The sequence below is a fragment of the Ketobacter sp. MCCC 1A13808 genome, assembly GCF_009746715.1.
Classification (GTDB): domain Bacteria; phylum Pseudomonadota; class Gammaproteobacteria; order Pseudomonadales; family Ketobacteraceae; genus Ketobacter.
On sequence record NZ_VRKW01000002.1, the window covers coordinates 210,690 to 232,368 of the forward strand.

21 protein-coding genes are annotated in these 21,679 nt (G+C 49.6%); 12 read left to right on the top strand and 9 right to left on the bottom strand.

Translation table 11 applies throughout. From position 1 onward, the window contains the following. The first annotated feature begins 25 nt into the window (after positions 1 to 25). From pstC to FT643_RS04885, 4 genes are all read left to right on the top strand, one after another. A complete protein-coding gene (pstC, locus tag FT643_RS04870; RefSeq protein ID WP_156869776.1) occupies positions 26 to 1,003 on the top strand; it encodes a phosphate ABC transporter permease subunit PstC in 978 nt (325 codons plus the stop codon). Beyond that, positions 1,000 to 1,872: a phosphate ABC transporter permease PstA gene (gene pstA / locus FT643_RS04875; protein WP_156869778.1), complete on the top strand. Its 873-nt coding sequence runs from the start codon at positions 1,000 to 1,002 to the stop codon at positions 1,870 to 1,872. The genes pstC and pstA overlap by 4 nt, the downstream gene beginning before the upstream one ends. Before the next feature lie 85 nt (positions 1,873 to 1,957). Next, complete coding sequence (gene pstB / locus FT643_RS04880) at positions 1,958 to 2,719, top strand: phosphate ABC transporter ATP-binding protein PstB (RefSeq protein WP_317621958.1); 762 nt, start codon at positions 1,958 to 1,960, stop codon at positions 2,717 to 2,719. Beyond that, on the top strand, positions 2,697 to 3,395 hold the full coding sequence (locus FT643_RS04885; protein ID WP_198043327.1) for a hypothetical protein: 699 nt from the start codon (positions 2,697 to 2,699) through the stop codon (positions 3,393 to 3,395). The genes pstB and FT643_RS04885 overlap by 23 nt, the downstream gene beginning before the upstream one ends. A gap of 30 nt (positions 3,396 to 3,425) precedes the next feature. On the opposite strand, the gene FT643_RS04890 is transcribed toward FT643_RS04885, so the two are convergent. Beyond that, entirely contained in the window at positions 3,426 to 4,262 is an 837-nt protein-coding gene (locus FT643_RS04890) for a DUF3050 domain-containing protein (protein WP_198043328.1), read from the bottom strand. 1,004 nt (positions 4,263 to 5,266) lie between these two features. Between FT643_RS04890 and fusA the strand changes: the two genes are divergently transcribed. From fusA to FT643_RS04905, 3 genes are all read left to right on the top strand, one after another. After that, positions 5,267 to 7,351 (top strand): elongation factor G, encoded by a 2,085-nt coding sequence (fusA, locus tag FT643_RS04895; RefSeq protein WP_156869784.1) that lies wholly within the window; start codon positions 5,267 to 5,269, stop codon positions 7,349 to 7,351. Positions 7,352 to 7,507: 156 nt separating this feature from the next. Next, positions 7,508 to 8,308 (top strand): NAD(P)-dependent oxidoreductase, encoded by an 801-nt coding sequence (locus FT643_RS04900; RefSeq protein ID WP_156869786.1) that lies wholly within the window; start codon positions 7,508 to 7,510, stop codon positions 8,306 to 8,308. A 34-nt stretch (positions 8,309 to 8,342) separates the two neighbouring features. Continuing rightward, positions 8,343 to 9,203 carry an acyl-CoA thioesterase gene (locus tag FT643_RS04905; RefSeq protein WP_156869788.1) on the top strand — a complete coding sequence of 287 codons (861 nt, stop codon included), beginning with the start codon at positions 8,343 to 8,345 and terminating at the stop codon, positions 9,201 to 9,203. Positions 9,204 to 9,221: 18 nt separating this feature from the next. Here the strand turns inward: FT643_RS04905 and FT643_RS04910 are convergent, their stop codons facing one another. The 4 genes from FT643_RS04910 to FT643_RS04925 form a co-directional block, all read right to left on the bottom strand. Beyond that, positions 9,222 to 9,485: a hypothetical protein gene (locus tag FT643_RS04910; RefSeq protein ID WP_156869790.1), complete on the bottom strand. Its 264-nt coding sequence runs from the start codon at positions 9,483 to 9,485 to the stop codon at positions 9,222 to 9,224. 148 nt (positions 9,486 to 9,633) lie between these two features. Next, positions 9,634 to 10,209 (bottom strand): gamma-glutamylcyclotransferase, encoded by a 576-nt coding sequence (locus tag FT643_RS04915; protein WP_156869792.1) that lies wholly within the window; start codon positions 10,207 to 10,209, stop codon positions 9,634 to 9,636. Between the two features lie 3 nt (positions 10,210 to 10,212). Beyond that, complete coding sequence (locus tag FT643_RS04920) at positions 10,213 to 11,199, bottom strand: phosphotransferase (RefSeq protein WP_156869794.1); 987 nt, start codon at positions 11,197 to 11,199, stop codon at positions 10,213 to 10,215. A gap of 171 nt (positions 11,200 to 11,370) precedes the next feature. Continuing rightward, positions 11,371 to 12,087, bottom strand: coding sequence for a CFI-box-CTERM domain-containing protein (locus FT643_RS04925; protein WP_156869796.1), 717 nt, complete (start codon positions 12,085 to 12,087; stop codon positions 11,371 to 11,373). Positions 12,088 to 12,374: 287 nt separating this feature from the next. Between FT643_RS04925 and FT643_RS04930 the strand changes: the two genes are divergently transcribed. After that, entirely contained in the window at positions 12,375 to 13,631 is a 1,257-nt protein-coding gene (locus FT643_RS04930) for a hypothetical protein (RefSeq protein ID WP_156869798.1), read from the top strand. Between the two features lie 9 nt (positions 13,632 to 13,640). On the opposite strand, the gene FT643_RS04935 is transcribed toward FT643_RS04930, so the two are convergent. Both FT643_RS04935 and FT643_RS04940 read right to left on the bottom strand, forming a co-directional pair. Next, positions 13,641 to 15,095 (bottom strand): alpha/beta hydrolase domain-containing protein, encoded by a 1,455-nt coding sequence (locus FT643_RS04935; RefSeq protein ID WP_156869800.1) that lies wholly within the window; start codon positions 15,093 to 15,095, stop codon positions 13,641 to 13,643. Between the two features lie 211 nt (positions 15,096 to 15,306). Next, positions 15,307 to 16,116, bottom strand: a complete 810-nt coding sequence (locus FT643_RS04940) for an arylamine N-acetyltransferase family protein (protein WP_156869802.1) — start codon at positions 16,114 to 16,116, stop codon at positions 15,307 to 15,309. Positions 16,117 to 16,208: 92 nt separating this feature from the next. Between FT643_RS04940 and FT643_RS04945 the strand changes: the two genes are divergently transcribed. From FT643_RS04945 to FT643_RS04955, 3 genes are all read left to right on the top strand, one after another. Next, positions 16,209 to 16,625, top strand: coding sequence for an OsmC family peroxiredoxin (locus FT643_RS04945; protein WP_232339866.1), 417 nt, complete (start codon positions 16,209 to 16,211; stop codon positions 16,623 to 16,625). Positions 16,626 to 17,133: 508 nt separating this feature from the next. After that, a complete protein-coding gene (locus FT643_RS04950; protein WP_156869804.1) occupies positions 17,134 to 17,844 on the top strand; it encodes a hypothetical protein in 711 nt (236 codons plus the stop codon). Between the two features lie 100 nt (positions 17,845 to 17,944). Further along, positions 17,945 to 18,712, top strand: coding sequence for an FKBP-type peptidyl-prolyl cis-trans isomerase (locus FT643_RS04955; RefSeq protein WP_156869806.1), 768 nt, complete (start codon positions 17,945 to 17,947; stop codon positions 18,710 to 18,712). Between the two features lie 3 nt (positions 18,713 to 18,715). On the opposite strand, the gene FT643_RS04960 is transcribed toward FT643_RS04955, so the two are convergent. After that, the gene (locus FT643_RS04960) at positions 18,716 to 19,159 is read right to left on the bottom strand and encodes an acyl-CoA thioesterase (protein ID WP_156869808.1); all 444 of its coding nucleotides are present in this window, start codon (positions 19,157 to 19,159) and stop codon (positions 18,716 to 18,718) included. A 249-nt stretch (positions 19,160 to 19,408) separates the two neighbouring features. Between FT643_RS04960 and gap the strand changes: the two genes are divergently transcribed. Beyond that, entirely contained in the window at positions 19,409 to 20,431 is a 1,023-nt protein-coding gene (gene gap, locus FT643_RS04965; protein WP_317621959.1) for a type I glyceraldehyde-3-phosphate dehydrogenase, read from the top strand. 82 nt (positions 20,432 to 20,513) lie between these two features. Here the strand turns inward: gap and FT643_RS04970 are convergent, their stop codons facing one another. Beyond that, on the bottom strand, positions 20,514 to 21,224 hold the full coding sequence (locus FT643_RS04970) for a hypothetical protein (RefSeq protein WP_156869812.1): 711 nt from the start codon (positions 21,222 to 21,224) through the stop codon (positions 20,514 to 20,516). Between the last annotated feature and the right edge of the window lie 455 nt (positions 21,225 to 21,679).

The following is a 21,679-nucleotide window of genomic DNA, read 5'->3' on the forward strand; positions in this document are numbered from 1 at the left end:
GTTAGTGTCAAACACGAGTTGTATTATGGCTGAAAATCCTTTTAATCCTGGCGCAACTTCCGGTCCCATTTGTAATCCGCCTTCGCGCAGGGAATACACTACCGACTCCGTTTTCAGAGCCGTTTGTTACAGCGCGGCACTGGTCATTATTGTGCTGCTGATCTACATCGTGCTGGAAATCGGACTTGAGGCGATACCGGCTTTTAAGGAATTCGGTTTCGGATTCATTACCGGCACAACCTGGGATGCTGTCGCCAATCAATTCGGCGTACTACCCGAAATCTGGGGCACCCTGTACAGCTCACTGCTGGCATTGATCATCGGTGGAGTGCTGGGAGTAGCCATTGCAGTATTCCTCACACAGGATTTTATTCCCCCAAAGCTGGCGGTGGTATTTCGCACCATCGTTGAACTGCTGGCAGCGATCCCGTCAGTGGTTTACGGACTGTGGGGCATCTATGTACTGATCCCCATGCTACGTCCCATGTCAGTTTGGCTGAACGAACACCTCGGGTTTATCCCGTTATTCAGCACCGAACTAAACGGACCCGGTTTGGCGCCAGCCGCCCTGGTGCTGGCAATCATGATTTTACCGACGGTCGCGGCCATTTCTGTGGATGCATTGCGGCGTATCCCTTACAAACTTAAAGAAGCTGTTTACGGCATGGGAACCACCCGCTGGGAGGCCATCCTCAAGGTGGTTTTGCCAACTGCGTCTTCCGGCATATTAGCGGCTTTGGTATTGGCTTTCGGGCGCGCATTGGGTGAAACCATGGCGTTGGCCATGCTGATCGGAAACAGTAACCAGATCAATTTATCGTTATTCGCGCCAGCCAACACACTGGCATCGCTGCTGGCATCCTCGTTTCCAGAAGCCGGTGCAATCGAAATACAGGCCCTGATGTACGCCGCCATGGTTCTGCTGGCGATTACTTTTCTGGTCAACGTAGCGGGCTATCAAATTCAGCAAATGACAATGCGTAAATTCGAGGGCAAGCCATGATCGGTGAAAGCGTTAACAGTCAACCGCAACTGAGCCGGGAATGGTTCGAACGGCGGGCTTTGTTTAATTCAGTGATGACCGGGCTGGTATGGTTTGCAGCTCTGCTCGGCAGCGTACCCCTTCTATCCGTCATTTTTATGCTGGTTATGGAAGGGGGATCTCGGCTGGGCTGGGAAAGCTTTAGCGCACTGCCTCCGGCGGGATTCGATCAGGGCGGCGGCTTCGGGAATGCCATCGTCGGTACACTGGTGATGGTTGCAATCGCCAGCGCCATCAGTATCCCCCTCGGAGTCTTGGCCGCTATTTTCCTGGGCGTGTTATTTCCCCACAGCACAACCGCCAAAGTGGCACGATTTGTTGCTAAAACACTAACCGGTTTCCCTTCGATTCTGGCCGGCGTTTTCACCTATGCAGTGCTCGTCGTTGCCACCGGCTATACGGCGCTGGCCGGTGGTATCGCGTTATCGGTGTTGATGCTGCCTACCGTAGTGCTGGCCGCCGAGGAAGCGTTGCGGCAAGTGCCACAGAAAATGTCCGATGCCGCCTACGGTATGGGCTGCACCCGAACTCAGGTTATTCTTAAAATCGTATTGCCAACAGCGCTGCCCGGCGTTATGACCGGAGTGTTATTGGCGGTAGCAGGCGCTGCAGGTGAATCAGCTCCTTTATTATTCACCGCGCTGTTTTCCAATTATTACATTTCAGATTTAATGGAACCCACCGCATCCCTATCCATCTTAATTTATAACTTTTCTGCCATGCCCTTCGAAAATCAGATTGAGCTGGCCTGGACTGCATCCCTTACCCTGGTGCTCATTGTTTTAGTGTTCAACATCCTGGCGCGCATGATCGGGCAACCCAAGATTTAACGACAAGAGGTTCAATATGGTAACTGCAACTGCACATTCGATAACGAAACCCATCGGGGTTGAAGCGAACAGCAGCGATAATGTAATCGACTGCCATCTGGAAGAAATTCATTACGGCGACTTTCTTGCCGTGCGCAACAGCCAGGTGCCCATCAAAAAAGGCGGCATCACCGGTTTTATCGGCCCGTCTGGATGCGGTAAAAGTACCGTGTTACGTAGCCTCAACCGCATGAATGATTTGATACCCAGCTTTCGGCTGAAAGGCACAGTCACTTATCATGGCAGTGACATTTACGCCAAAGGTGTCGATCCGGTTTTAGTTCGGCGCTACATCGGCATGGTGTTCCAACAACCCAACCCTTTTTCCATGAGCATTTTTGACAACGTGGCATTCGGCTTACGCCTGAATCGCTATAAAGGCGATATCGCTGAGCGGGTTCAGCTCGCCCTGGAACGATCAGCACTCTGGACCGAAGTAAAGGATAAACTACAGAGCAGCGGACTGTCGTTATCCGGTGGCCAGCAACAGCGGCTCTGTATTGCGCGGGCTATTGCAACAGAGCCCGATGTTTTGTTGATGGATGAACCCTGTTCCGCGCTCGACCCGATTGCAACCCGGCAAATTGAAGAATTAATGCTGGAACTCAAGAAAAACTATACCGTAGCCCTGGTCACCCACAACATGCAACAAGCAACTCGGGTTGCCGATTACACCGCTTTTTTTGGCGTCGACATTTCCCAATCGGGGCGCACCGGGCATCTGGTGGAAATGGGCTTGACCGAACAAATTTTTAACGATCCGAAGCAGGAATTGACCAAACAATATGTCGCCGGCGAATTCAGCTAAAAAAAAGCTACACGCAACGCGCCTGGATCTGCAAGCGATAGAAAACTCGCTGATCGCTGTTCAGACCAATTTCGATGCGATCAATAAAACACTGTGCGAGCCACGTACCCCGTTAACCGACGAAGTACTGGGCAACATGATGGCGGCCTATCGTTTTATTGACACAGCATTGGCAGAGGACCTGGCACTACTGGAATTAGGTCAATCCACCAGTCTGCTCGAACTCAACAGACTGGTTCTGTTCGGAGACAAACCCGAGAACCAACAACAACAATCCGATCAGATCAAAGCCACCCAAGAACATTTCTATCAGCTCTCCGATTACGGCGGTGTGGGTGAACTGATCGAATGGCTCCGGCTGCATGATCATAAAAACATCTGGTGGACTGCGGCGGGACTGTATATTCACATCATCAGCCAGCCGCAGTTATTTATAGAAGGGAATCACCGCACCGGCGCGATACTCATGAGCTATTTACTCTGTAAAAACGGCAAACCGCCCTTTGTTTTATCCGTGGACAATGCTCGAGCCCATTTCGACCCTTCAAGCTTGGCAAAAGGCATGCACAAACACGGTGTTCGTTCATTGCTTATGATACCAAAGCTAAAAAAGCGGTTGGCACGCAACCTAAAACAAAGTGCTGTGCCGGATTATTTATTGAGTAGCGCCGAGTAAATATCGATACCGGCTCAGCGCAGCATTTCATTACTGTGCTGAGGTGCTCTCCAAAGCAGCTATGTCTTGTAATATACCACTCCAAAGATTGATGCGAGCCTGGATTGCATTTTGAGCTGCGCAATTCGCCAGCCGAATTTTATCGGGCTCACCACGAGTGACTTGCTGCAACAGTTTCTGGGCAGCAGGCCCATGCTCATCGCCATCCAACTCAATGTGCCTGTCCAAATACCATCTCAGTTTATTCACCGATAGGTCGGACACATCCCACCGATTGATTAATGCATTAAACATGTCCGGAATGGGGTCTTCTCTTCCATACAAAAAATAACTCGCTACTTCTACGATCGACCCTCCCATAGAAATATTCAGGGTCTCAGTAACGAACCGGGCGATATGCTCTGGCACGTTCGCTAGATTTAAGGCCTCCTCAACTTCTTTTCCATTTTTCAGAAGAAAAAGGAAATTATCAAAAACTGCAGTGGACGCCCCCACTTCTTTCATTGCATCAAGATACATTTCCAAATGGCTTTGCGCTTGCCCTTCTTGGCTCAGGTCACTTTCTTCGTTCAGGATAATCTCATTAACAAATCTTGCGGAGCTTGCTTCCTCGGGTGGAAACCAGGGTAGCTGGGTGCAAGTCAATGCAATCTGCAGGCTTTTTGCCAAACTCATAAAATCCCATACGGCAAAAACGTGCGCTTCCATAAACACTTGCAACGCACGGACATTTACCACCGCGCCATATAAATCATGACTAAGTAACTTTTCCTTCAAGCACTCCAGATCCCCATCGGAAGCTGTAAAAATAATATCGCTTTCACAGCGGGGTTTGGAGAATAGATTGTTCCCTGTTATCGCGTTCATATGATGTCTTAAACCTGTTCTGGTTTGAATTAAATTAGCGGCAACTCGCTCATTAAAAAGTCGCATTACCGTTCCGATCGCAGAAAATAGTATATCGGCAGTAGCGCAGATTCCGAAGCACACTCTGCACGAATTAATCATGACTGCCCGTTACACCGAACCACCGTTTTCTACAAATCGTTTATTACTATAAATGCCGCGGGATTTTCGTTCCAGCATTAAATAAATAGTTTTTAACGGCGCTGTCGAAATAATTTACACACCACATGATTTTCAGCACCAAATGAGGAAACCGGACACAGCAGACCTTTAATATTGACGCACATCAATCCGCTCAATAATATAAATCGCCTTTGCTGGACGCCGCGTTACTTTTACCCTCAGCCATTGCCACGGGGTGTGGCGGAGATGGCCTACCCAATCACGTCGGCTCTATAACCTTGAATACAATTCCGGATTCAAACCTCACATGACCTTGGCGCACGATCGACTGTATGTCACCGACGCTCACGGCCTGAATATATTAAGCTTGGCAGATCCGGCATATCCGACACTTGCCCCCCCCCTACTGCAAGGCAACCTATGGTCATAGGCCTGACGCCCCTAGCAGCCCCCCCAACAGCTTTGACACTGCAAGGCAACTATATCTATATCGGTTCATATGGGGGCGTTCTGGATATCTACCGCCGCTAAGCTTGCCGTCCTGATAACCTCTTGAGAAAATAAAAAGCCCTGTCCGCCAAAGCGCGGTCAGGGCTTTTTATTACGATCAATTCATACACAAAACATATGGGAAAAACGCCTATCAGATTAAACGATTTAGGGATAGGGTTTAGTGAAAACAAGCAAAAGTGACCGAAGATAATCTAAAAACGGGCCGGAGAAGAGCGTTTTTTTATCCCAAACACCAAAAAGAGTCGAATTTCATCAATTTTCATTCGAATAGATTGTCGATCTCCGGTATATTGCCCCCAATTTTCCTGCCCATAAATTAGAGACGCAAGATGACTGATTTATCACATTACAGAAATATAGGTATCTTCGCTCACGTTGATGCCGGTAAAACCACCACAACAGAGCGTATTTTGAAACTGACCGGTAAGATCCATAAGACCGGTGAGGTGCACGACGGTGCCGCAACCACTGACTTTATGGAGCAGGAACAGGAACGCGGTATCACCATCCAGTCAGCAGCGACCACCTGCTTTTGGAAAGATCACCGCTTTAATATTATCGACACCCCCGGACACGTTGACTTCACTATCGAAGTATACCGATCGCTGAAAGTCCTTGACGGCGGCGTCGGCGTTTTCTGTGGTTCTGGTGGCGTAGAACCCCAATCCGAAACCAACTGGCGTTACGCCAACGAATCCGAAGTTGCCCGCATCATCTTCGTCAACAAGCTCGATCGCATGGGTGCAGACTTCCTCAAAGTGGTCAAGCAGGTTGAAGATGTGCTAGGCGCCCATCCGCTGGTTATGACCCTGCCAATTGGTCGTGAAGACGAGTTCTGCGGCGTTGTTGACGTTCTGACCCAGAAAGCCATTATTTGGGATGACTCCGGCTTACCGGAAAACTTTGAAGTCAAAGACATTCCTGAAGACATGCTCGACCTGGTTGCCGAATACCGCGAGAAAATGGTTGAAACAGCCGTTGAGCAGGATGACGAGCTGATGGAAGCCTATCTGGATGGCAACGAGCCCTCCATAGAGGACATCAAGCGCTGCATTCGTAAGGGCACCATTAATCTGGACTTCTTCCCCACCTTCTGTGGTTCTGCATTCAAGAACAAAGGTATCCAACTGGTACTGGACGGGGTTGTGGATTACTTGCCTAGCCCGACCGAAGTGGTCCCTCAGCCGCTGACAGATGAAGAAGGCAACGAAACCGGTGAAGTCGCCACCGTTGACCCGAAAGAGCCACTCCGCGCCTTGGCATTCAAAATCATGGATGACCGCTTCGGAGCCCTCACCTTCGTGCGCATTTATTCCGGTAAGATCGAAAAAGGCGACACCATCCTGAATTCATTCACCGGCAAAACCGAGCGAGTCGGCCGCATGGTGGAAATGCACGCCAATGACCGCAACGAAATCAGTACGGCACAAGCCGGTGATATCATTGCCATCGTTGGTATGAAAAACGTGCAAACCGGTCACACGCTGTGTGATCCCAAGCACCCCTGCACACTGGAAGCCATGGTATTCCCGGATCCCGTTATCTCCATCGCCGTTGCACCAAAAGACAAAGGCGGCTCCGAGAAAATGGGTATTGCCATCGGCAAGATGGTAGCGGAAGACCCTTCATTCCAGGTCGAGACCGATCAGGAAACCGGTGAAACCATCCTTAAAGGCATGGGCGAGCTGCACCTGGACGTTAAAGTGGACATCCTCAAACGTACCTACGGTGTTGAGCTTGTAGTAGGAAAGCCGCAGGTTGCCTACCGCGAAACCATTACACAGGCGATCGAAGATACTTACACCCACAAGAAGCAATCCGGTGGTTCCGGCCAGTTCGGGCGTATCGATTACCGCATCAAACCAGGCGAGGCCAACACCGGCCTGACTTTCAGCTCGACTGTCGTGGGTGGTAGCGTTCCCAAGGAATTCTTCCCTGCCATCGAAAAAGGCTTCAAGGTCATGATGCTGGAAGGTCCATTGGCTGGCTTCCCCATGCTGGATGTTGAAATCGAGCTCTACGACGGTAGCTATCACGCCGTTGACTCCTCGGCTATTGCGTTCGAGCTGGCGGCCAAAGGCGCTTATCGTCAATCCATGCCGAAAGCAGGCCCGCAATTGCTTGAGCCCATCATGAAAGTGGATGTGTTCACTCCGGATGACAACGTGGGCGACGTTATCGGTGACCTTAACCGCCGCCGCGGCATGATCAAAGATCAGAACGCCGGTACTATGGGTGTGCGTATAAAAGCAGACGTGCCCCTGGCGGAAATGTTCGGTTATATCGGACAGCTGCGCACCATGACTTCCGGTCGTGGCCAGTTCTCCATGGAGTTCTCGCACTACTCTGCGTGCCCGCAAAACGTATCTGAAGAAGTCATTGCGGCAACAAAAGAGAAAAAAGCAGCCAAATAACGATCCTGAGCTGCTGATAAAAAAGCCCTGCATTAGCGGGGCTTTTTTATGTTTGGCGCTATCCCATACTCAGGCTCAGTTCCTCCCCGTCCTGTCTTCAATCGTGCAAAAAGTCTATGATAGTGCTCCTTAAAAGCAGTGCGGGGTGATACAGCAATGGGGAAATTCGGTTTTATCGGTTTGGGCAGCCAGGGCGCCCCAATGGCGCAGCGCATGATCGACGCCGGTCTGGACGTTGTACTCTGGGCACGGCGCCCTGAAACCCTGCAACCCTTCGCCGGCACCACAGCCACCTACGCAGACAGCATCGCCTCACTTGCCAAGCAGGTGACCTATTGTGCCATTTGCGTCGTGGATGACCTTGGTGTGCAGCAGGTATGCGAACAACTTATTCCCGCTATGCCCGGTGGTGGCTATCTGGTCGTCCATTCCACAGTGCACCCGCAGTTGTGCCAAAAGTTGTCCCGACAAGCGCACGGGTATGGGCTTAGCCTGATTGATGCACCGGTCAGCGGCGGCGGACAGGGCGCCGCTGACGGAACCCTAACGGTCATGGTGGGTGGCAGTGAGGACGCCATAAAAAACGTCCGGCCTGTTTTTAACACCTTTGCCAGCCATATTGCCCACTTGGGCGACGTCGGCAGTGGACAGCGAGCCAAGCTGGTCAACAATAACTTAATGGCGGCAAATCTGGCACTGGCTCACCATGCATTAGCGCTGGCAGAAACGCTCGGCATTCAGCGCGAAGAATTTATAAAGCTGGTCAGCGTCAGCAGCGGGCGCAGCTTGGCTTTCGAGGTGTGCTCCAGAATAAACGATCCAACGGACTTTCGGCATGGAGCAGCCCTGTTGAAAAAAGACCTGGGGCTACTGGCTGACTCCGTTCACAACAGCGATCATTTTCAAGCCATCCGAGACGTCGCCACCCCCTTCCTGGAAAGCGCGCTGGCAGAATAAAGAACCGTTGATAAACAGATTATAAGTCGTGACTATGAATTTTGACCTTGAGCAATTATTACAACACCTGATCGTAAAACCCATCGGTGCAGGCCTTTACCGTGGACACAACCTGCCCGGAGAACGTAAAGCCGTTTTTGGCGGGCAGGTCGTGGCACAGGCGTTAAGTGCCGCTATTCAGACGGTTGAAAGCGATCGTCAACCTCACTCTTTACACTGCCACTTTTTACGACCGGGAAACATGGCGGTGCCAATTGATTTCACCGTGGTTGTGATACGCGATGGCGGCAGCTTTTCGTTGCGACAGGTAACGGCATTACAAAATGATAAAATTATTTTCCTGGCTACCATTTCATTTCAGAAACCCGAAAAGGGTCTGCGTCATCAGCAAACCGCACCCACCATGACACCACGGGAAGAAATGATCAGTGAAATAGCATTCTGGAAACAGGTTCAACTGGAGCGCCCGGAGTTAACCTATCTGAGACCCGCTAATTTCACTGCGCTGGATATTCTCAGTCGTTTCCGTCCCGGCGTTAATGCGCCAGAAGCCCTGAAAGATCCACAGCAAAGTTTTTGGTTCCGGGCTAATGGCAATATCAGCGAGCAATCCCATCATTTCCTGATCGTCGCCTTCCAATCCGACTTATTGTTTCTGAACACAGCGTTTCACGCCCACCCACACACGTTAATCGATCCTCAAGTGCAAGCTGCCAGTCTTGATCATTGCTTATGGTTCTATTCAGAAATGGATGCCAGCGAATGGCTTTATTATGATATGCACAGCCCGGTAAGCGACGGTGGCCGCGGCCTAAACCACGGTTATTTCTATACCGAATCTGGCAGACTGGTTGCGGCTACTGCGCAGGAAGGATTGATGCGGGTAAAAAAATAAAGGGAATAACAAGAAGCACTATCTAAGTGCTTCTTCCTCTTGTACCAAGGGACGGCTTTCCCGTGTCCCCCTCATCTTAAAGCCTTCCGGATCTTTATAACCATCACCGTGAACCAATATGACATGGTCGTCATGCACTTCCAGCAGCACGCCAACAAACGGCATTTCTGCAAGACTGCCGGTCACGCGATAGCTAACCATATCGCCGGGTTTAAAGGTTTTTTCATCAAAATTAAACTCGAAGGGGCAAAGCTCTTCCCCGGGCTTTATCATTTCTTTCATCTAAGTCGGTCTTTCAATGCAAGGTACAACGCGGATGGGTAAGCATCAATATAGATAAGAATGGATATAAAATAAATGCAATTCTATCAATTTATGGTTTTTCAACATTTTGAACACGCTGTGCCCGCGCGACCAGCCATCAATCCACTTAATTTTTTTCGGATTGAATAGTCTGCAAATACTGTTCAATCGCAAACACATGATCGTCTTTTTCATCCAGTTCCCGCAATGCATCTGCGAGCTGCAAAAGATAATCCGCGTTCTTACCACTGGGTCCTTCTGAATTGGCAATATGAACCGCGATTTCCTGTTCGGACGCTGGTCCCAGATAAGCGCTGTTCTCCGCTGATGCAATATACATAACGCCATTCACGCAGGAATCATCACGAAACAGAATCTCGGTCGCCAGCCTTAAGTAACCATTTTTTTCGCGATGATCCAGGTGGAGAAATTCTTCTGGGGTGATGAGATACGCCATGCCCTCGCAGACCCGTCCCGGATCTTCAATTAATGTCACCACCCGCCCCGGTTTCTCTGGGGTGCCCCGATGATCGTGCGAGCCTTGCCAAAAACGTCTGGACCAATTCATTATGCGCGCCGGTTGGCGCTGAAGATAAGGAAAGTCGGCTTTGTAAATCAATGAACCGTAACCAAATAGCCACAGGGTCTTCTGCTCAGAAAATTGCGTCATCATCTGATTCGTTTCGATCGTATTTGCCGGCATGGTTTATTCTGTTTTATTCCCAAGTTGCTTTAACGCCTGTCGGGTCATGCGCTCACTGTAACCGTGCATTTTCCAATGGCCCGGACTCCAGCCTTTCAGGAACCGGTGAAAGTCAGCCCAGGCAAACCGGTAGAGCGAGCGCCACGATTGCGCCACGGCATCAGCATCCACAAGTACCTTACGTTCGGACAACGCAATTTTGAGTTGCTCAAAATAGTAATCCAGCAGTGGCGTTTCGTAAATCTCACAAGCGGTTTCATCCAGACAACTACCAATAAAATACGCAACATCCTTTATACCGCAGCCTCCCCCCACATATTGGAAATCCACCGCCGAGACTCGCTGACCATTGCCTGAAAAGCAGAAATTAGCCAGCTTGGCATCACCATGAACAAAAGTTTGATAAGGGCAATCCTGGAGCTTCTGATCAATTCCGGAAGCCGATGCTTTCAACGCCCCATCACTCAGTGCCTTTAATTCATCAGGCCGCGTTGCTAAATGCCAATAGGTGCCCACTTGCCATAGCGAATCAGGTGATCGCCCCATAAACGTTGCATGGAAATGAGCCAGCCAATTCAGACAGGTGCGGATCTCTTCTTGGGACACCCGCTCTTTACACAAGGAAAACCCACTGGCACTCAGATCTTCCATGATTATCAGAAATTCAGTGTCGTTCGACTCCAACGCCAAGCAGCGAGGTACGCGGCAGCGCTGATCACAAAGCTCGCTGTAATTTTGATACCACGCACTCTCCACTTCATATGATCTGATTTTGCGTTGATGCGATAGGCGCGTATTCCAGCCTCGCGGGTGCTGGCTACGATCAGGAAGTTTTACATGTTTAACAACGATCCGGTCGAAATCCGCTCCCACCAACCCACAGCGAAAAAGGGTTCCGTATCCGCTCCACAGGGATTGAATTTCTTCAATCCCGAATAGCGAATCAGCGCCGGTCGCTGCCAGTATTAACTGCTGCAAAGAATCATTCATGCGCTGATCATGCCGATATTTTAAATTCATTAAAGGCGGATTCTAACGCATAGCGCCCAGACTGAACACAACCGGCCAGGTTTTCCCACCCGCAAAAAAAACCGCAAACTTGTCATCTAAGGCACGTTTGCCGAGACGATCAAAGCCTTTAGGTAAAAACGCGTAAACCCGCTAGCATCGTTCTTCCAGTGTATCGATCAACATACTCAAAAGTTTACGTGCCGGTACCTGGCTCCATTTTTGCGCATGCATAAAGCCCACCACCTTGGGGCCGGACTTATAATAGTACCTCACCATCCAACGACCGCCCACAGAATGCCGCAAGTGCTCATCGCGAAACGCACGCACGATATCCAGCTTTGTTTCCAGCGACGAGTCACGGGCCAACATCATCATCGGACACAAATCGCTGATCGGTGGTACATACATCGGTTGTATCATCGCGCAATCCAACAAACTCAGCCCACTTGCCGTCGCCCATTGCTGCAAGGTTTTGCTTTCGATCTGCTCGATACGGGCGTGTTCAAAGTCGTCATTAATCTGTTCCGCCCATTTCGGGTCTGCGGTTTGCCGCACCAACTCCCCTACCGCGCAATGTACACCGCGGTGATCAATAAATCGCGGCGTACGCAAAGGTGTCGATGACTGATTATGGACTGGAAATTCACCCCGCCGCACGTAGTTACGCAGCACCGAAATCACCTGAATCCGGTTGCTGCGCTGACTGCTATTGAGGTGTTTGGGTATCGCTTGTGACAGATAATCACAAACAAAAAACAGGTGGTGTTGAATTCTACTGCGTTCGTCGATTTCGCGACCGATCAATCCCCGCCTCACGGCACTTAAATCTCCGATCACTGGGTTTATTGGATTCATTGTAGAAAACATAGGTAGCTCCCTCTATATAAGCGCCTTTTATTTTTGATAACAATATAAGCCGACATCCATGAAAACTTACTGGCCACACCACCTGATTATAAAAGAACCAATTCAGCGATAGGGAGGGAGGAAACGGGCTTTTCAGTTCTTTTTTGTAATCCCCTGCCCGATTTACTATTTTTTATCTGCAACAAAGTCAGCTAGGGAAAGCGATGCCAAGCTACTGAAGAGCAAGATATTTCAATAGGTGGTATTCTGATGAGTACATTCTTAAGCGTCGCGGGTAGCGCCTGAATATGAAAACAAGCATTCGCCGGCTCCACTTTCTCGCAGTGTCTGCCTTATATTTTCTACTTCTATTCTGTCCTCCCAAAATTTATGCGGATGACGATCTGGCCTACCAGCTCGACTACAACCTCGAGTTCCTTCCCGCTAGCGGCCAAGCAGCCGTCACGATCACCATTGATAAAGGTCAACTGATCCACAACGTGCGTTTTAAAAATCTGCCCGACCGGTATTCGGATATTGAGGCTGACGGAAAGCTGTCAGTGTCGAAATCCGAGGTACGTTGGCAACCAGCCGATTCGAAGTCCCGCTTATCTCTGAAAGTAAAAATAGCCCACGAACGTGATCCCGGTGAATTCGATGCCATGATCACCAAAAACTGGGCGATCTTTCGTGGTGATGATATTTTCCCGGCCGCCAAAACGGAATTTGTTAACGGCGCGTACTCCCTCGCCACACTGAACGTGACGTTGCCATCCGGTTGGACCAGTATCGAAACCGGCTGGCCGCGAAAAAAAGGCAACACCTTCCGTATTCACAACCCGGATCGCAAATTTGATCGCCCTACTGGGTGGATGATTGCAGGCGCACTCGGAACGCGACGAGCTAAAGTCCGCAAAACCTCCATCGCTATCAGCGCGCCCAGGGGCAGCGATATGCGCCGCATGGATGCGCTGACATTTTTTAATTTTGTTTGGCCTGAGCTTAAAAATGCGTTTAAGGAAACACCTGAAAAATTGCTGGTGGTGGGTATGGATGACCCCATGTGGCGAGGTGGACTTTCCGGTTCAAATTCACTTTTCCTGCACTCAGACCGGCCCATAGTCAGTGAGAACGGCACCAGTCCTTTACTGCATGAACTCACCCATATGGTTACACGTATAAGCGGCACCAAAACGGACGCTGGCAATGATGACTGGATAGCGGAAGGACTCGCCGAATTTTATTCTTTCGAGCTTATATACCGCGCCGGAGGCATGACCGACAAGCGTCGGCAGACGATAATATCCAAGCTAGACAAATGGGGAGAGAATATTAAATGCCTGCGCCAGAAAAACGCCTCGGGCGCTACCACCGCCCGGGCGGTGGTATTGCTGGACGAACTGGATAAAGAAATCCGGCGTCGCAGTAAAGATAAATATTCTATCGATCATGTTACTCGCGAGCTGATGACCAAGCGCAAAGTATCTCTGGGCGACCTGGAAGAATCAGTGGAGGGATTAATCGGCTCCAAATCCAAAACCCTGCGTTCCTCTCTACTCCAATAAGCATAAGCGCTACGGAATGTCAGCGGCCTGCGCTCCGGCAATGGCTTCTTTATGATCCGCAGGCAAAAGAAACCCGGCCTCCAGCGCCGCGTCTGCAGCTTGCGTGAATTTGGATACATAGTCTTGATGGGTGGGATAAAGTGCGTTCAGCTTAGCTTGATCGAAGGGAACTGTATTGCCTAGAAAAGGGCATGCAAAGGCATTCACAAACCAATTCCCGCTACCGATTACACCGTAATTGGCATAATTATGAGTTGCGATAGCGGCCTCCAGGTCGGGCAGTCGAATACCACCCAGGGCGTTACCGTTGGCGTCACGGGAAACTTTCAGGTTTTTGTACTCAATACGCGTTGAGTGCGCCGGAGCCTGCCCGTCGGAGGCCCATTTGGCCAGACCGGACAGTGCTGCATTCACAACGTAATGCTGGGGAACTTTGTTTAGCGAATTTTTACAAACCAACTCAATCGAGCCCAGCTGCGGCCAATCACGCTGATATTGCGGTAGCAGGTTACTGACACCGTAATCATCATAATGGGATGCTCCCGGTATTTCCCAAGTCCGTAAATATTCCGTGTCATCCTGTCTGGCTAAACGGAATAAAAACATAAACACGTCCTGTTCTGTTTCCAGCTGCAACACCTTCAACCGATTATCCGCCCGGATAAACACTTTGCTCGGTGAAAGCATACTGATACCATTTTTCAGTGGAGCTGAAAGTGCAAACCGCGAATACAGCAATATACCATCGTAAACCTGCAAAGCGGGTTCCTGAAAGGCGTTCACATACGTGGTCAATCTGATGGCCGACTGGGATTCACCCACTCCGAGCACCGTGGTGGCCGTTAGTCCGCCGAGCACCGTTTCCGGCTGACGACGAACCGCCTGTGCCACCTGCGAGAATATATCGTAAGACAAGCCATCGCTGTTTAACCGCAAATCACCATAGCGTTCCCTATCCCAGGTTTTCAGTGCAGTCACACCCAGGGTTTGTGCACTTACACCAATCCAGACATACCCTTCACGCAACAACTCCTGATGGGATTGAGCCCAAATCACATCGACATCCATAAATGCGGTGTTATTGAACCACTCTATAACAACAGTGCCATTGAACTTTTCGGGATTAGCGGGCCGCCGGACCAACAGGCGCGTCGCATAGGGTAAATCCGCTTGAGAAATTTGAATACCCCATTCGCCATCACTACGCCATCGTCCGCTTTTTTTGTAAGTATTCGCGGTTCCGGAAATCATGAATTCTTCTTCGACGTAATCGTAAGCAGCAAGATCCAAGGGTGAAGCCACAAAAGCGTGTTGTTTGGTGCCAGCATCTTCAGCTATGGGTGTGACTACCGCATCCGGCACTCGAATGTCAGCAAAAGCCGACGGGGTTAGTAAAAGTAAGACGTAGATGACCGACAAAAAAAACGGACGGAGGATTGAAAAGAAAAGGGAGCTCAATCGCATAATGCGTTCCTGTAGTATTTATTATTATATTAATTATCTGTCGTGATCAGCGTTAACCGTTCACTGTTGATTACAGTCCTCGCTACCAAGGTTAAATGTCAAGGCCACAGCATAGAAGTGTGCGCCTACAATCAAAATGGATTGCCCCTTTAGTTGATAACAGCGGTTGGCCCTGCTCACTTTTAGCGGCACATAAGCCCATCACACCAGCCTATTTCGCAGCCTCCACGATACGTTCAAACAGCGATTGCCATTCAGGATGGTGCGGAAGTAGGAATTGTTCAGAAACCACGTGGGAAAGAGCCTGTGCATCCAATACCTGTTTAACCGCGGGATGGCCCTTCTTACGTATAGAAAAACGATTATTCAGGAGCGCATAACGGGTTTCCCGAGTCACGCGAGCCATCATTAAGTTGCGCCGGAATTTAGAATCCGGGTGACCTGAGGTATACCAGTTCGCGACCTCAAAATCGATGGGCTCCTGCGGTGAATCGGCAACATCATACGCCGACAGCCAGCGACCACTAATCAAAACGTCCACCCGGTAGCCATGCTTGTGTTCAATTATCCGGAATACTTCGTGATTGGTCGTTTGCGCTTCGCTTGTTCCGAACCGAAGGGGGCGAGGAATAACCAACCCGCCAAATCCAACATCAGCAAGAAACACATCATCATTAATTCTAACGCGCAAAACCATGTGGGTTCGCGGCCCGGCGACCCCATTCTCTGGCTGCTTCCATGTGACCCTCGCCAGCAATGGATCCACCTGAAAGCCAATCTCATGCAGCACCTTCATAAACAAATTATTGTGCTCGAAGCAATAACCACCCCGGCCTTGCGCTAGTAGCTTTTTTTCTATTGCCTCGGGCTTAAGATCAACATCAAGTCCGAGCAATACGTCGATGTTTTCAAAGGGTATAACCGAAGCATGAAGTTGCTGTAACTTTTCAAGCGTTGCCAGCGAAATCGACGGATCTTCTGCATAACCAATGCGGGTAAAATAATTTTGTAAATTGTTCAAAAGTCTATCCCCATTTTAATACGGAACTTTACTGCAGACCCGCACCCTAAGAAGTCCAGGCTAACCTGGGAAACATTCGAATATGGAGGCACATGATGAATCGCATAGCTAATGCTACATGGAAAGGAAACCTGAAAGAAGGCATAGGCACATTCGGTGTCGGGAGCGGGGCCTTTGACGAGCAGAAATTCGGATTCCGAACCCGTTTCGAAGATGAGCCCGGCACTAACCCCGAGGAATTAATAGCAGCCGCGCACGCGAGCTGTTTCAGTATGGCCTTTTCTGCACAACTCGGTGAGCGGGATATTACGCCGGAATCGGTGAACACCAAAGTAACGATCACCTTCGAAAATATGGAACTGACCAAAAGCGCCTTGGTAACCACTGTGAATGCGCCAGGTGCAGATAAGTCGAAGATAGAAGAAGCAGCCGAAGCAGCCAAATCCGGTTGCCCGATTTCGAAAGTTTTGAATCTTGAAGTAACGCTCAATTTAACCGTCAATAACTAAATGATCGCTACAGTGAACCTGCGCTGCACAGCAGGTTCACTGCCTAACTCTCACCATCGCTCCCCCCACCATCGTTCCCCCACCAAACGCCTTCCCCCCGACTGAACCCTGTCAAAAAATACACAACGAAATGGGCGCATAACCTGTGTTTTACTCACTCAAAAAACAACGAAATCTATAGATTCATCGAAGTTTTTCTTTCTTATACAAAGGACCGACCGGTCACTTTTTTTGACGTCGTATTCGATGCATTCCAACACGCTGCTCCCGACACAAAACCGAAATCGGGCGGCGTGCAATTTAGGCCAATTTTAGATTGGAAATAGCAATATCAAGAAAATAAATGAATATTTAGATATTTTTCCGGTGCTGTTCCAACGAATCGTTTAAAGAGCTGAGCTAAGGTGCAGATAGGTAATTTTTCATAGTTGTAGTTTTGAATCCTTACCTGCTTAGGAATTACCAAAAAAATCATAACTACCAATTAAGCCTTTGAAGGAGTTTTTTTATGACGTTTACAAAATTAGCAAAGCATGCGTGCATGTACGCAGCGTTAACATCAGGCGTAGCACTGTCCGGTGCAGCATTCGCGGTTGAACCCGGTGACGGTGGTGGCGGTAGCAGTTGTAGCGTTAGCCGTGAAACAGGGTCAGGCGCAGTATTCTATGTACCTCGCGGTGGCAACGGCACTTACAACATTTTAGGATGGGGTAACGGTACTGGTGGTACGTCAAGTACTTACCGTAGCCTGTTAACCGCCGCAGCGGAAGAATGTGTTTTGGTAGCGGCCGCAACCACCTCTAATTCCGGCAGCGGAAGAGAAGTCGAAAGCGCCGTGAATCAAGCAAAAAGCCGATACAGCAGTATCGTCGGATCCGATCCCAAAGTTTGTACCTCCGGCCACTCACAAGGTGGCGGTGGCTCTTTCAACGCGGCAAACCGTCTTGATGCAGATTGCGTTATCGCCGTTCAGCCAGACACTATCTATACCACTCAAATTGACCGTCCGGTAGCGAGTGACGTTGATGTCGTTTGTATCTTCACCACCGGTGACGTTCTAGCACCGGCATCGCCGTTCAACGCCTCAAACTGCCGGCGTAATTCCACTAAATACACTCAGGAAACCGGCTCTGGTACGCACTTCGCTCCCGTTTCCGGTTCTGGTGGCGATGCAGGCCGATATATGCGTGAATATATCAACCGTTGGTTGGTTAATTAATTACGTTTAGAATCAGAACCACAAAAACCTCAACCAGCACGGTTGGGGTTTTTTATTGGTTCGTATTTATCAATTAATTTCAGTTCTGCGAGGAAATCGAATGAACAAATACACGAGCACCGTCGTAACACTAGCATTGCTGATCGGCGCCGCGCCCACAACATCCTATGGGGAGCAACCCCAACCCATGGGTGCTGCGCAAGATGAGACATCAACCGAACAAGAACAGCAAGAATTCAAGACCCTGGATGAGCGCTTCAGTTACGCCTACGGTGCGGATTTGGCGCAAAGATTTAAAGAGGAGGGAATTAATCTGGATGTCGATATTCTGACTACAGCGATGCGGGATGTGTTACAGGGCGGCAGCATGAAAATGCCGGATGGAGAAATCGTTGCAACCCTAGACCTCTATCAGAAAATTCACAGTAAAAGAAAAGAAGACGAACGAGCGGCGATCGGCGAGAAGAATAAAAAAGCAGGTGAAGCGTTTTTAGCATCAAATGCTAAAAAAGAAGGGGTAACCGTCACCGAGAGCGGCTTACAATACAAGATTATCGAAGAAGGCAACGGTAAAAATAAACCGACAGAAAACGATGAAGTAACAGTGCACTACCGGGGAACATTTATCGACGGCACTGAATTCGATAGTACACACAAACGCAATCAGGCCTACAGCCCCAAGGTCAATCAACTTATCCAGGGTTGGTCTGAAGCGCTGCAGTTAATGTCAGAGGGCGCCAAGTGGGAACTGTACATTCCAGCTGATATTGCTTATGGCGAACAGGGCTCCGGACAATACGTGGGTCCGAATGCGGTGTTGATATTTGAAGTGGAATTACTTGAAATTAAAAAATCAGACAATACATGAGCCCTACCGTGTGTTCCGCCGCTGCAACGCCTCATCCCATCGGCGTTGTTCTTCATCAGTAGAAGGCACCAGCGGCGGCACCCGAGTAGGCTTGCCTGCGCCAGCCTTGTCCACTGCGACCATAGTGAAATAGCAGGAATTGGTGTGTCGCACACTGCCTGTCTCCAGATTTTCAGCTACCACCCGGATACCCACCTCCATCGAAGTCCGACCGGTATAGTTAACTGCGGCCTTCAGCGACACCAATTCGCCGATCGCAATAGGCTCTTTGAATAGAACTTTATCCACTGAAAGGGTGACAACGTAGGTGCCGCAATAACGCATGGCACAGGTGTAGGCGACTTTATCCAATAGCTTCAACAGCTCACCGCCGTGCATCTTGCCCCCAAAATTACTCATATCGGGGGTCACTAAAACGGTCATATCTATCGTGTGTTCACGAGGCATGAATTTTCCCTACCATCAAGGCTGATCAGATCCTGATCCATTATCAACTAAAAGCGAGCAGATGAGTAGCCAGGCCTTCTGACGCCCTGTGCCCTGTGCCCTGTGCCACGAGGAATTGCACTGCTCCCGATTATGTGGTGTAGTCTTCTGTAAGAACACGCAGCACCTCTTCTATATATTTCGGTCCTGTACCGGATACCATCACACGCTACAAACAAACTCCACAGCCGCAATTCAATCCAGGGGAAGATTATGCTTAAAATAGCCATCAACGGGTTTGGAAGAATAGGAAAACTGACGTTCCGCAGTATTTTTGGAGATGACCGTTTCGAAGTGGTGGCAATCAACGATTTGACCGAGCCAAAGATGCTTGCCCAGCTTCTGAAATACGACAGTGTACAGGGCCCTTTTAGAGGGCATACCGTCGAAAGTGATGACCGGTCTCTTATCGTTGATGGCAAAAAAATTAAAATTCATAAAGAGCCCGACCCGCGAAAACTGCCGTGGGCCAGTTATGATGTTGATATCGTGCTGGAATGCACCGGCTTTTTCTGCTCTAAGGACAAGAGCCAGGCGCATATCGATGCAGGTGCTAAAAGGGTCCTTATTTCTGCACCTGCGGGAAAAGATCTTCCGACCATCGTCTACGGAGTCAATCATCAGACGCTGAAACAAGACGATCTCATTGTTTCCGGCGCATCCTGCACCACCAATTGCCTTGCGCCTATGGCCAAGGTTTTGAATGATTACCGGGAATTAAGAACCGGCTTCATGACAACGATACACGCGTATACGGGCGATCAGCTGATTGTTGACGGACCGCATCGCAACGGTGATTTCCGTCGTGCCAGAGCCGGCGCAATTAACATCGTCCCTAACTCGACCGGCGCGGCGAAAGCCATTGGGCTGGTGATACCCGAGCTAGACGGAAAGCTGATTGGATCAGCACAGCGAGTACCGGTTCCCACAGGCTCTATCACCATATTGGATGCAACGCTTAAAGACGACACCGAATCGGTTAGCGTCGACGGTATCAACCAAGCTATGAAAGATGCCGCCAATGAATCCTTCGGTTACACCGATGAGGAACTGGTATCGAGCGATATAATCGGCACCCGTTTCGGCTCCCTGTTTGATGCCACCCAAACACTGTCTCAACGCTGCGGAACCAAAATTTATGAAGTGCGGGTAGTGTCTTGGTATGACAATGAAATGAGCTACGTATGCCAGTTAATAAGAACATTGGACCATATCGGAAGCCTAATGAAGTGAATATACACGGGGCAATAAAAAACCCCAACCGTTGGGCCGGGGTTTTACAAAGCTCGCTAACAAGCTCTGGATTCAGACGCGATCAATCAACCAACCAACGATTAATATACTCTCGCATCTTGGTTCCGACTGCACCGCCACTGCCGGATATGGGTGTAAAATGCGTACCCGAAGTGGACTCCTGAGTGTAGCGGCTTGAGTTACGTCGGCAGTTTGAACCGTTCAACGGAAATGCAGGAGCTAACGTATCTGCGGAACTGAAGATGCAAACAACGTCCGTGTCGCTGGATACAGCGCGATCGATGCGTGTGGTAAACACGGTGTCAGGCTGGACGGCGATAACACAGTCGGCATCAAGCCGATTGGCCGCATTAAACGCACCGCCACCACCTTGGGAGTGACCGGAGGTACAAACTTTGGGATTGGAACCGACGATGCTGCTGTACCGGCTCTTCGCTTGATTAACCGCACTTTCTACGGCTCTGCCATTGCCGGAACTGGAGGTGGTCGCGGCCGCCACCAAAACACATTCTTCCGCAGCAGCCGTTAGCAGGCCTCGGTAGGTACTTGAGAAACCACCGGTTCCATTTCCCCATCCAAGGATGTTATAGGTACCACTACCGCCACGGGGGACATAAAATACAGCGCCGGATCCAGATGCTCGGGTAACACTACAGCTACTACCGCTGCCGCCACCTCCCGGTTGAAGAGCCGAGGCCGTACCGGATACAACAAGCCCCGACACCAGAGCTACAGAAATGCACGCGTGTTTTGCAATATTTGATAATTTCATAAAAAATCCTTTTTTGAGACTCATCTGATCGTTCTTTGATGCCAGCGCCTGGAACCAGGAATTCCAAATTAACACCGCGAATACTTAACGATCAGCACCTTAGCGCAGCTCAAAAAATGAATCTTCAGCGCAACTCTGAAAAGTTTCAAAAACCTTATTTTATTTCAGGAAAAGGCCTTTTCAATTTGATATCTGGCCTAATTAACCATTCATTTTTATAGATTTGTCAATATTTTTGCCAGCTTCAATAGCGTTTTCGCCGACATTCTACTGCGCTAATCTGTAAGCCAGGCTATCGGAATCGTACCCGTTCGCTTGTTGCTCGATTAGTAATGATGGGGTGTCTTCGATAAAGGGGACTCTACGCTGGGAGTGGTATACCCGTACCAGTACACTTTATCTCTGTATGTTGGTCGGTAAAATCAGCAAACCGGTGACACGTTAGTCTCTCAGGT

Bases quoted from the DNA above. Each gene is read 5' to 3' on its own strand.
- FT643_RS04970 (WP_156869812.1), bottom strand. From the start codon at position 21,224: ATGAAATTATCAAATATTGCAAAACACGCGTGCATTTCTGTAGCTCTG.
- FT643_RS04915 (WP_156869792.1), bottom strand. From the start codon at position 10,209: ATGCCGGCAAATACGATCGAAACGAATCAGATGATGACGCAATTTTCT.
- FT643_RS04935 (WP_156869800.1), bottom strand. From the start codon at position 15,095: ATGCGATTGAGCTCCCTTTTCTTTTCAATCCTCCGTCCGTTTTTTTTG.
- FT643_RS04890 (WP_198043328.1), bottom strand. From the start codon at position 4,262: ATGAACGCGATAACAGGGAACAATCTATTCTCCAAACCCCGCTGTGAA.
- FT643_RS04955 (WP_156869806.1), top strand. From the start codon at position 17,945: ATGAACAAATACACGAGCACCGTCGTAACACTAGCATTGCTGATCGGC.
- FT643_RS04945 (WP_232339866.1), top strand. From the start codon at position 16,209: ATGATGAATCGCATAGCTAATGCTACATGGAAAGGAAACCTGAAAGAA.
- FT643_RS04930 (WP_156869798.1), top strand. From the start codon at position 12,375: ATGAAAACAAGCATTCGCCGGCTCCACTTTCTCGCAGTGTCTGCCTTA.
- FT643_RS04885 (WP_198043327.1), top strand. From the start codon at position 2,697: ATGTCGCCGGCGAATTCAGCTAAAAAAAAGCTACACGCAACGCGCCTG.
- FT643_RS04960 (WP_156869808.1), bottom strand. From the start codon at position 19,159: ATGCCTCGTGAACACACGATAGATATGACCGTTTTAGTGACCCCCGAT.
- fusA (WP_156869784.1), top strand. From the start codon at position 5,267: ATGACTGATTTATCACATTACAGAAATATAGGTATCTTCGCTCACGTT.
- FT643_RS04910 (WP_156869790.1), bottom strand. From the start codon at position 9,485: ATGAAAGAAATGATAAAGCCCGGGGAAGAGCTTTGCCCCTTCGAGTTT.
- pstA (WP_156869778.1), top strand. From the start codon at position 1,000: ATGATCGGTGAAAGCGTTAACAGTCAACCGCAACTGAGCCGGGAATGG.
- FT643_RS04925 (WP_156869796.1), bottom strand. From the start codon at position 12,087: ATGTTTTCTACAATGAATCCAATAAACCCAGTGATCGGAGATTTAAGT.
- FT643_RS04950 (WP_156869804.1), top strand. From the start codon at position 17,134: ATGACGTTTACAAAATTAGCAAAGCATGCGTGCATGTACGCAGCGTTA.
- pstC (WP_156869776.1), top strand. From the start codon at position 26: ATGGCTGAAAATCCTTTTAATCCTGGCGCAACTTCCGGTCCCATTTGT.
- FT643_RS04905 (WP_156869788.1), top strand. From the start codon at position 8,343: ATGAATTTTGACCTTGAGCAATTATTACAACACCTGATCGTAAAACCC.
- FT643_RS04900 (WP_156869786.1), top strand. From the start codon at position 7,508: ATGGGGAAATTCGGTTTTATCGGTTTGGGCAGCCAGGGCGCCCCAATG.
- FT643_RS04920 (WP_156869794.1), bottom strand. From the start codon at position 11,199: ATGAATGATTCTTTGCAGCAGTTAATACTGGCAGCGACCGGCGCTGAT.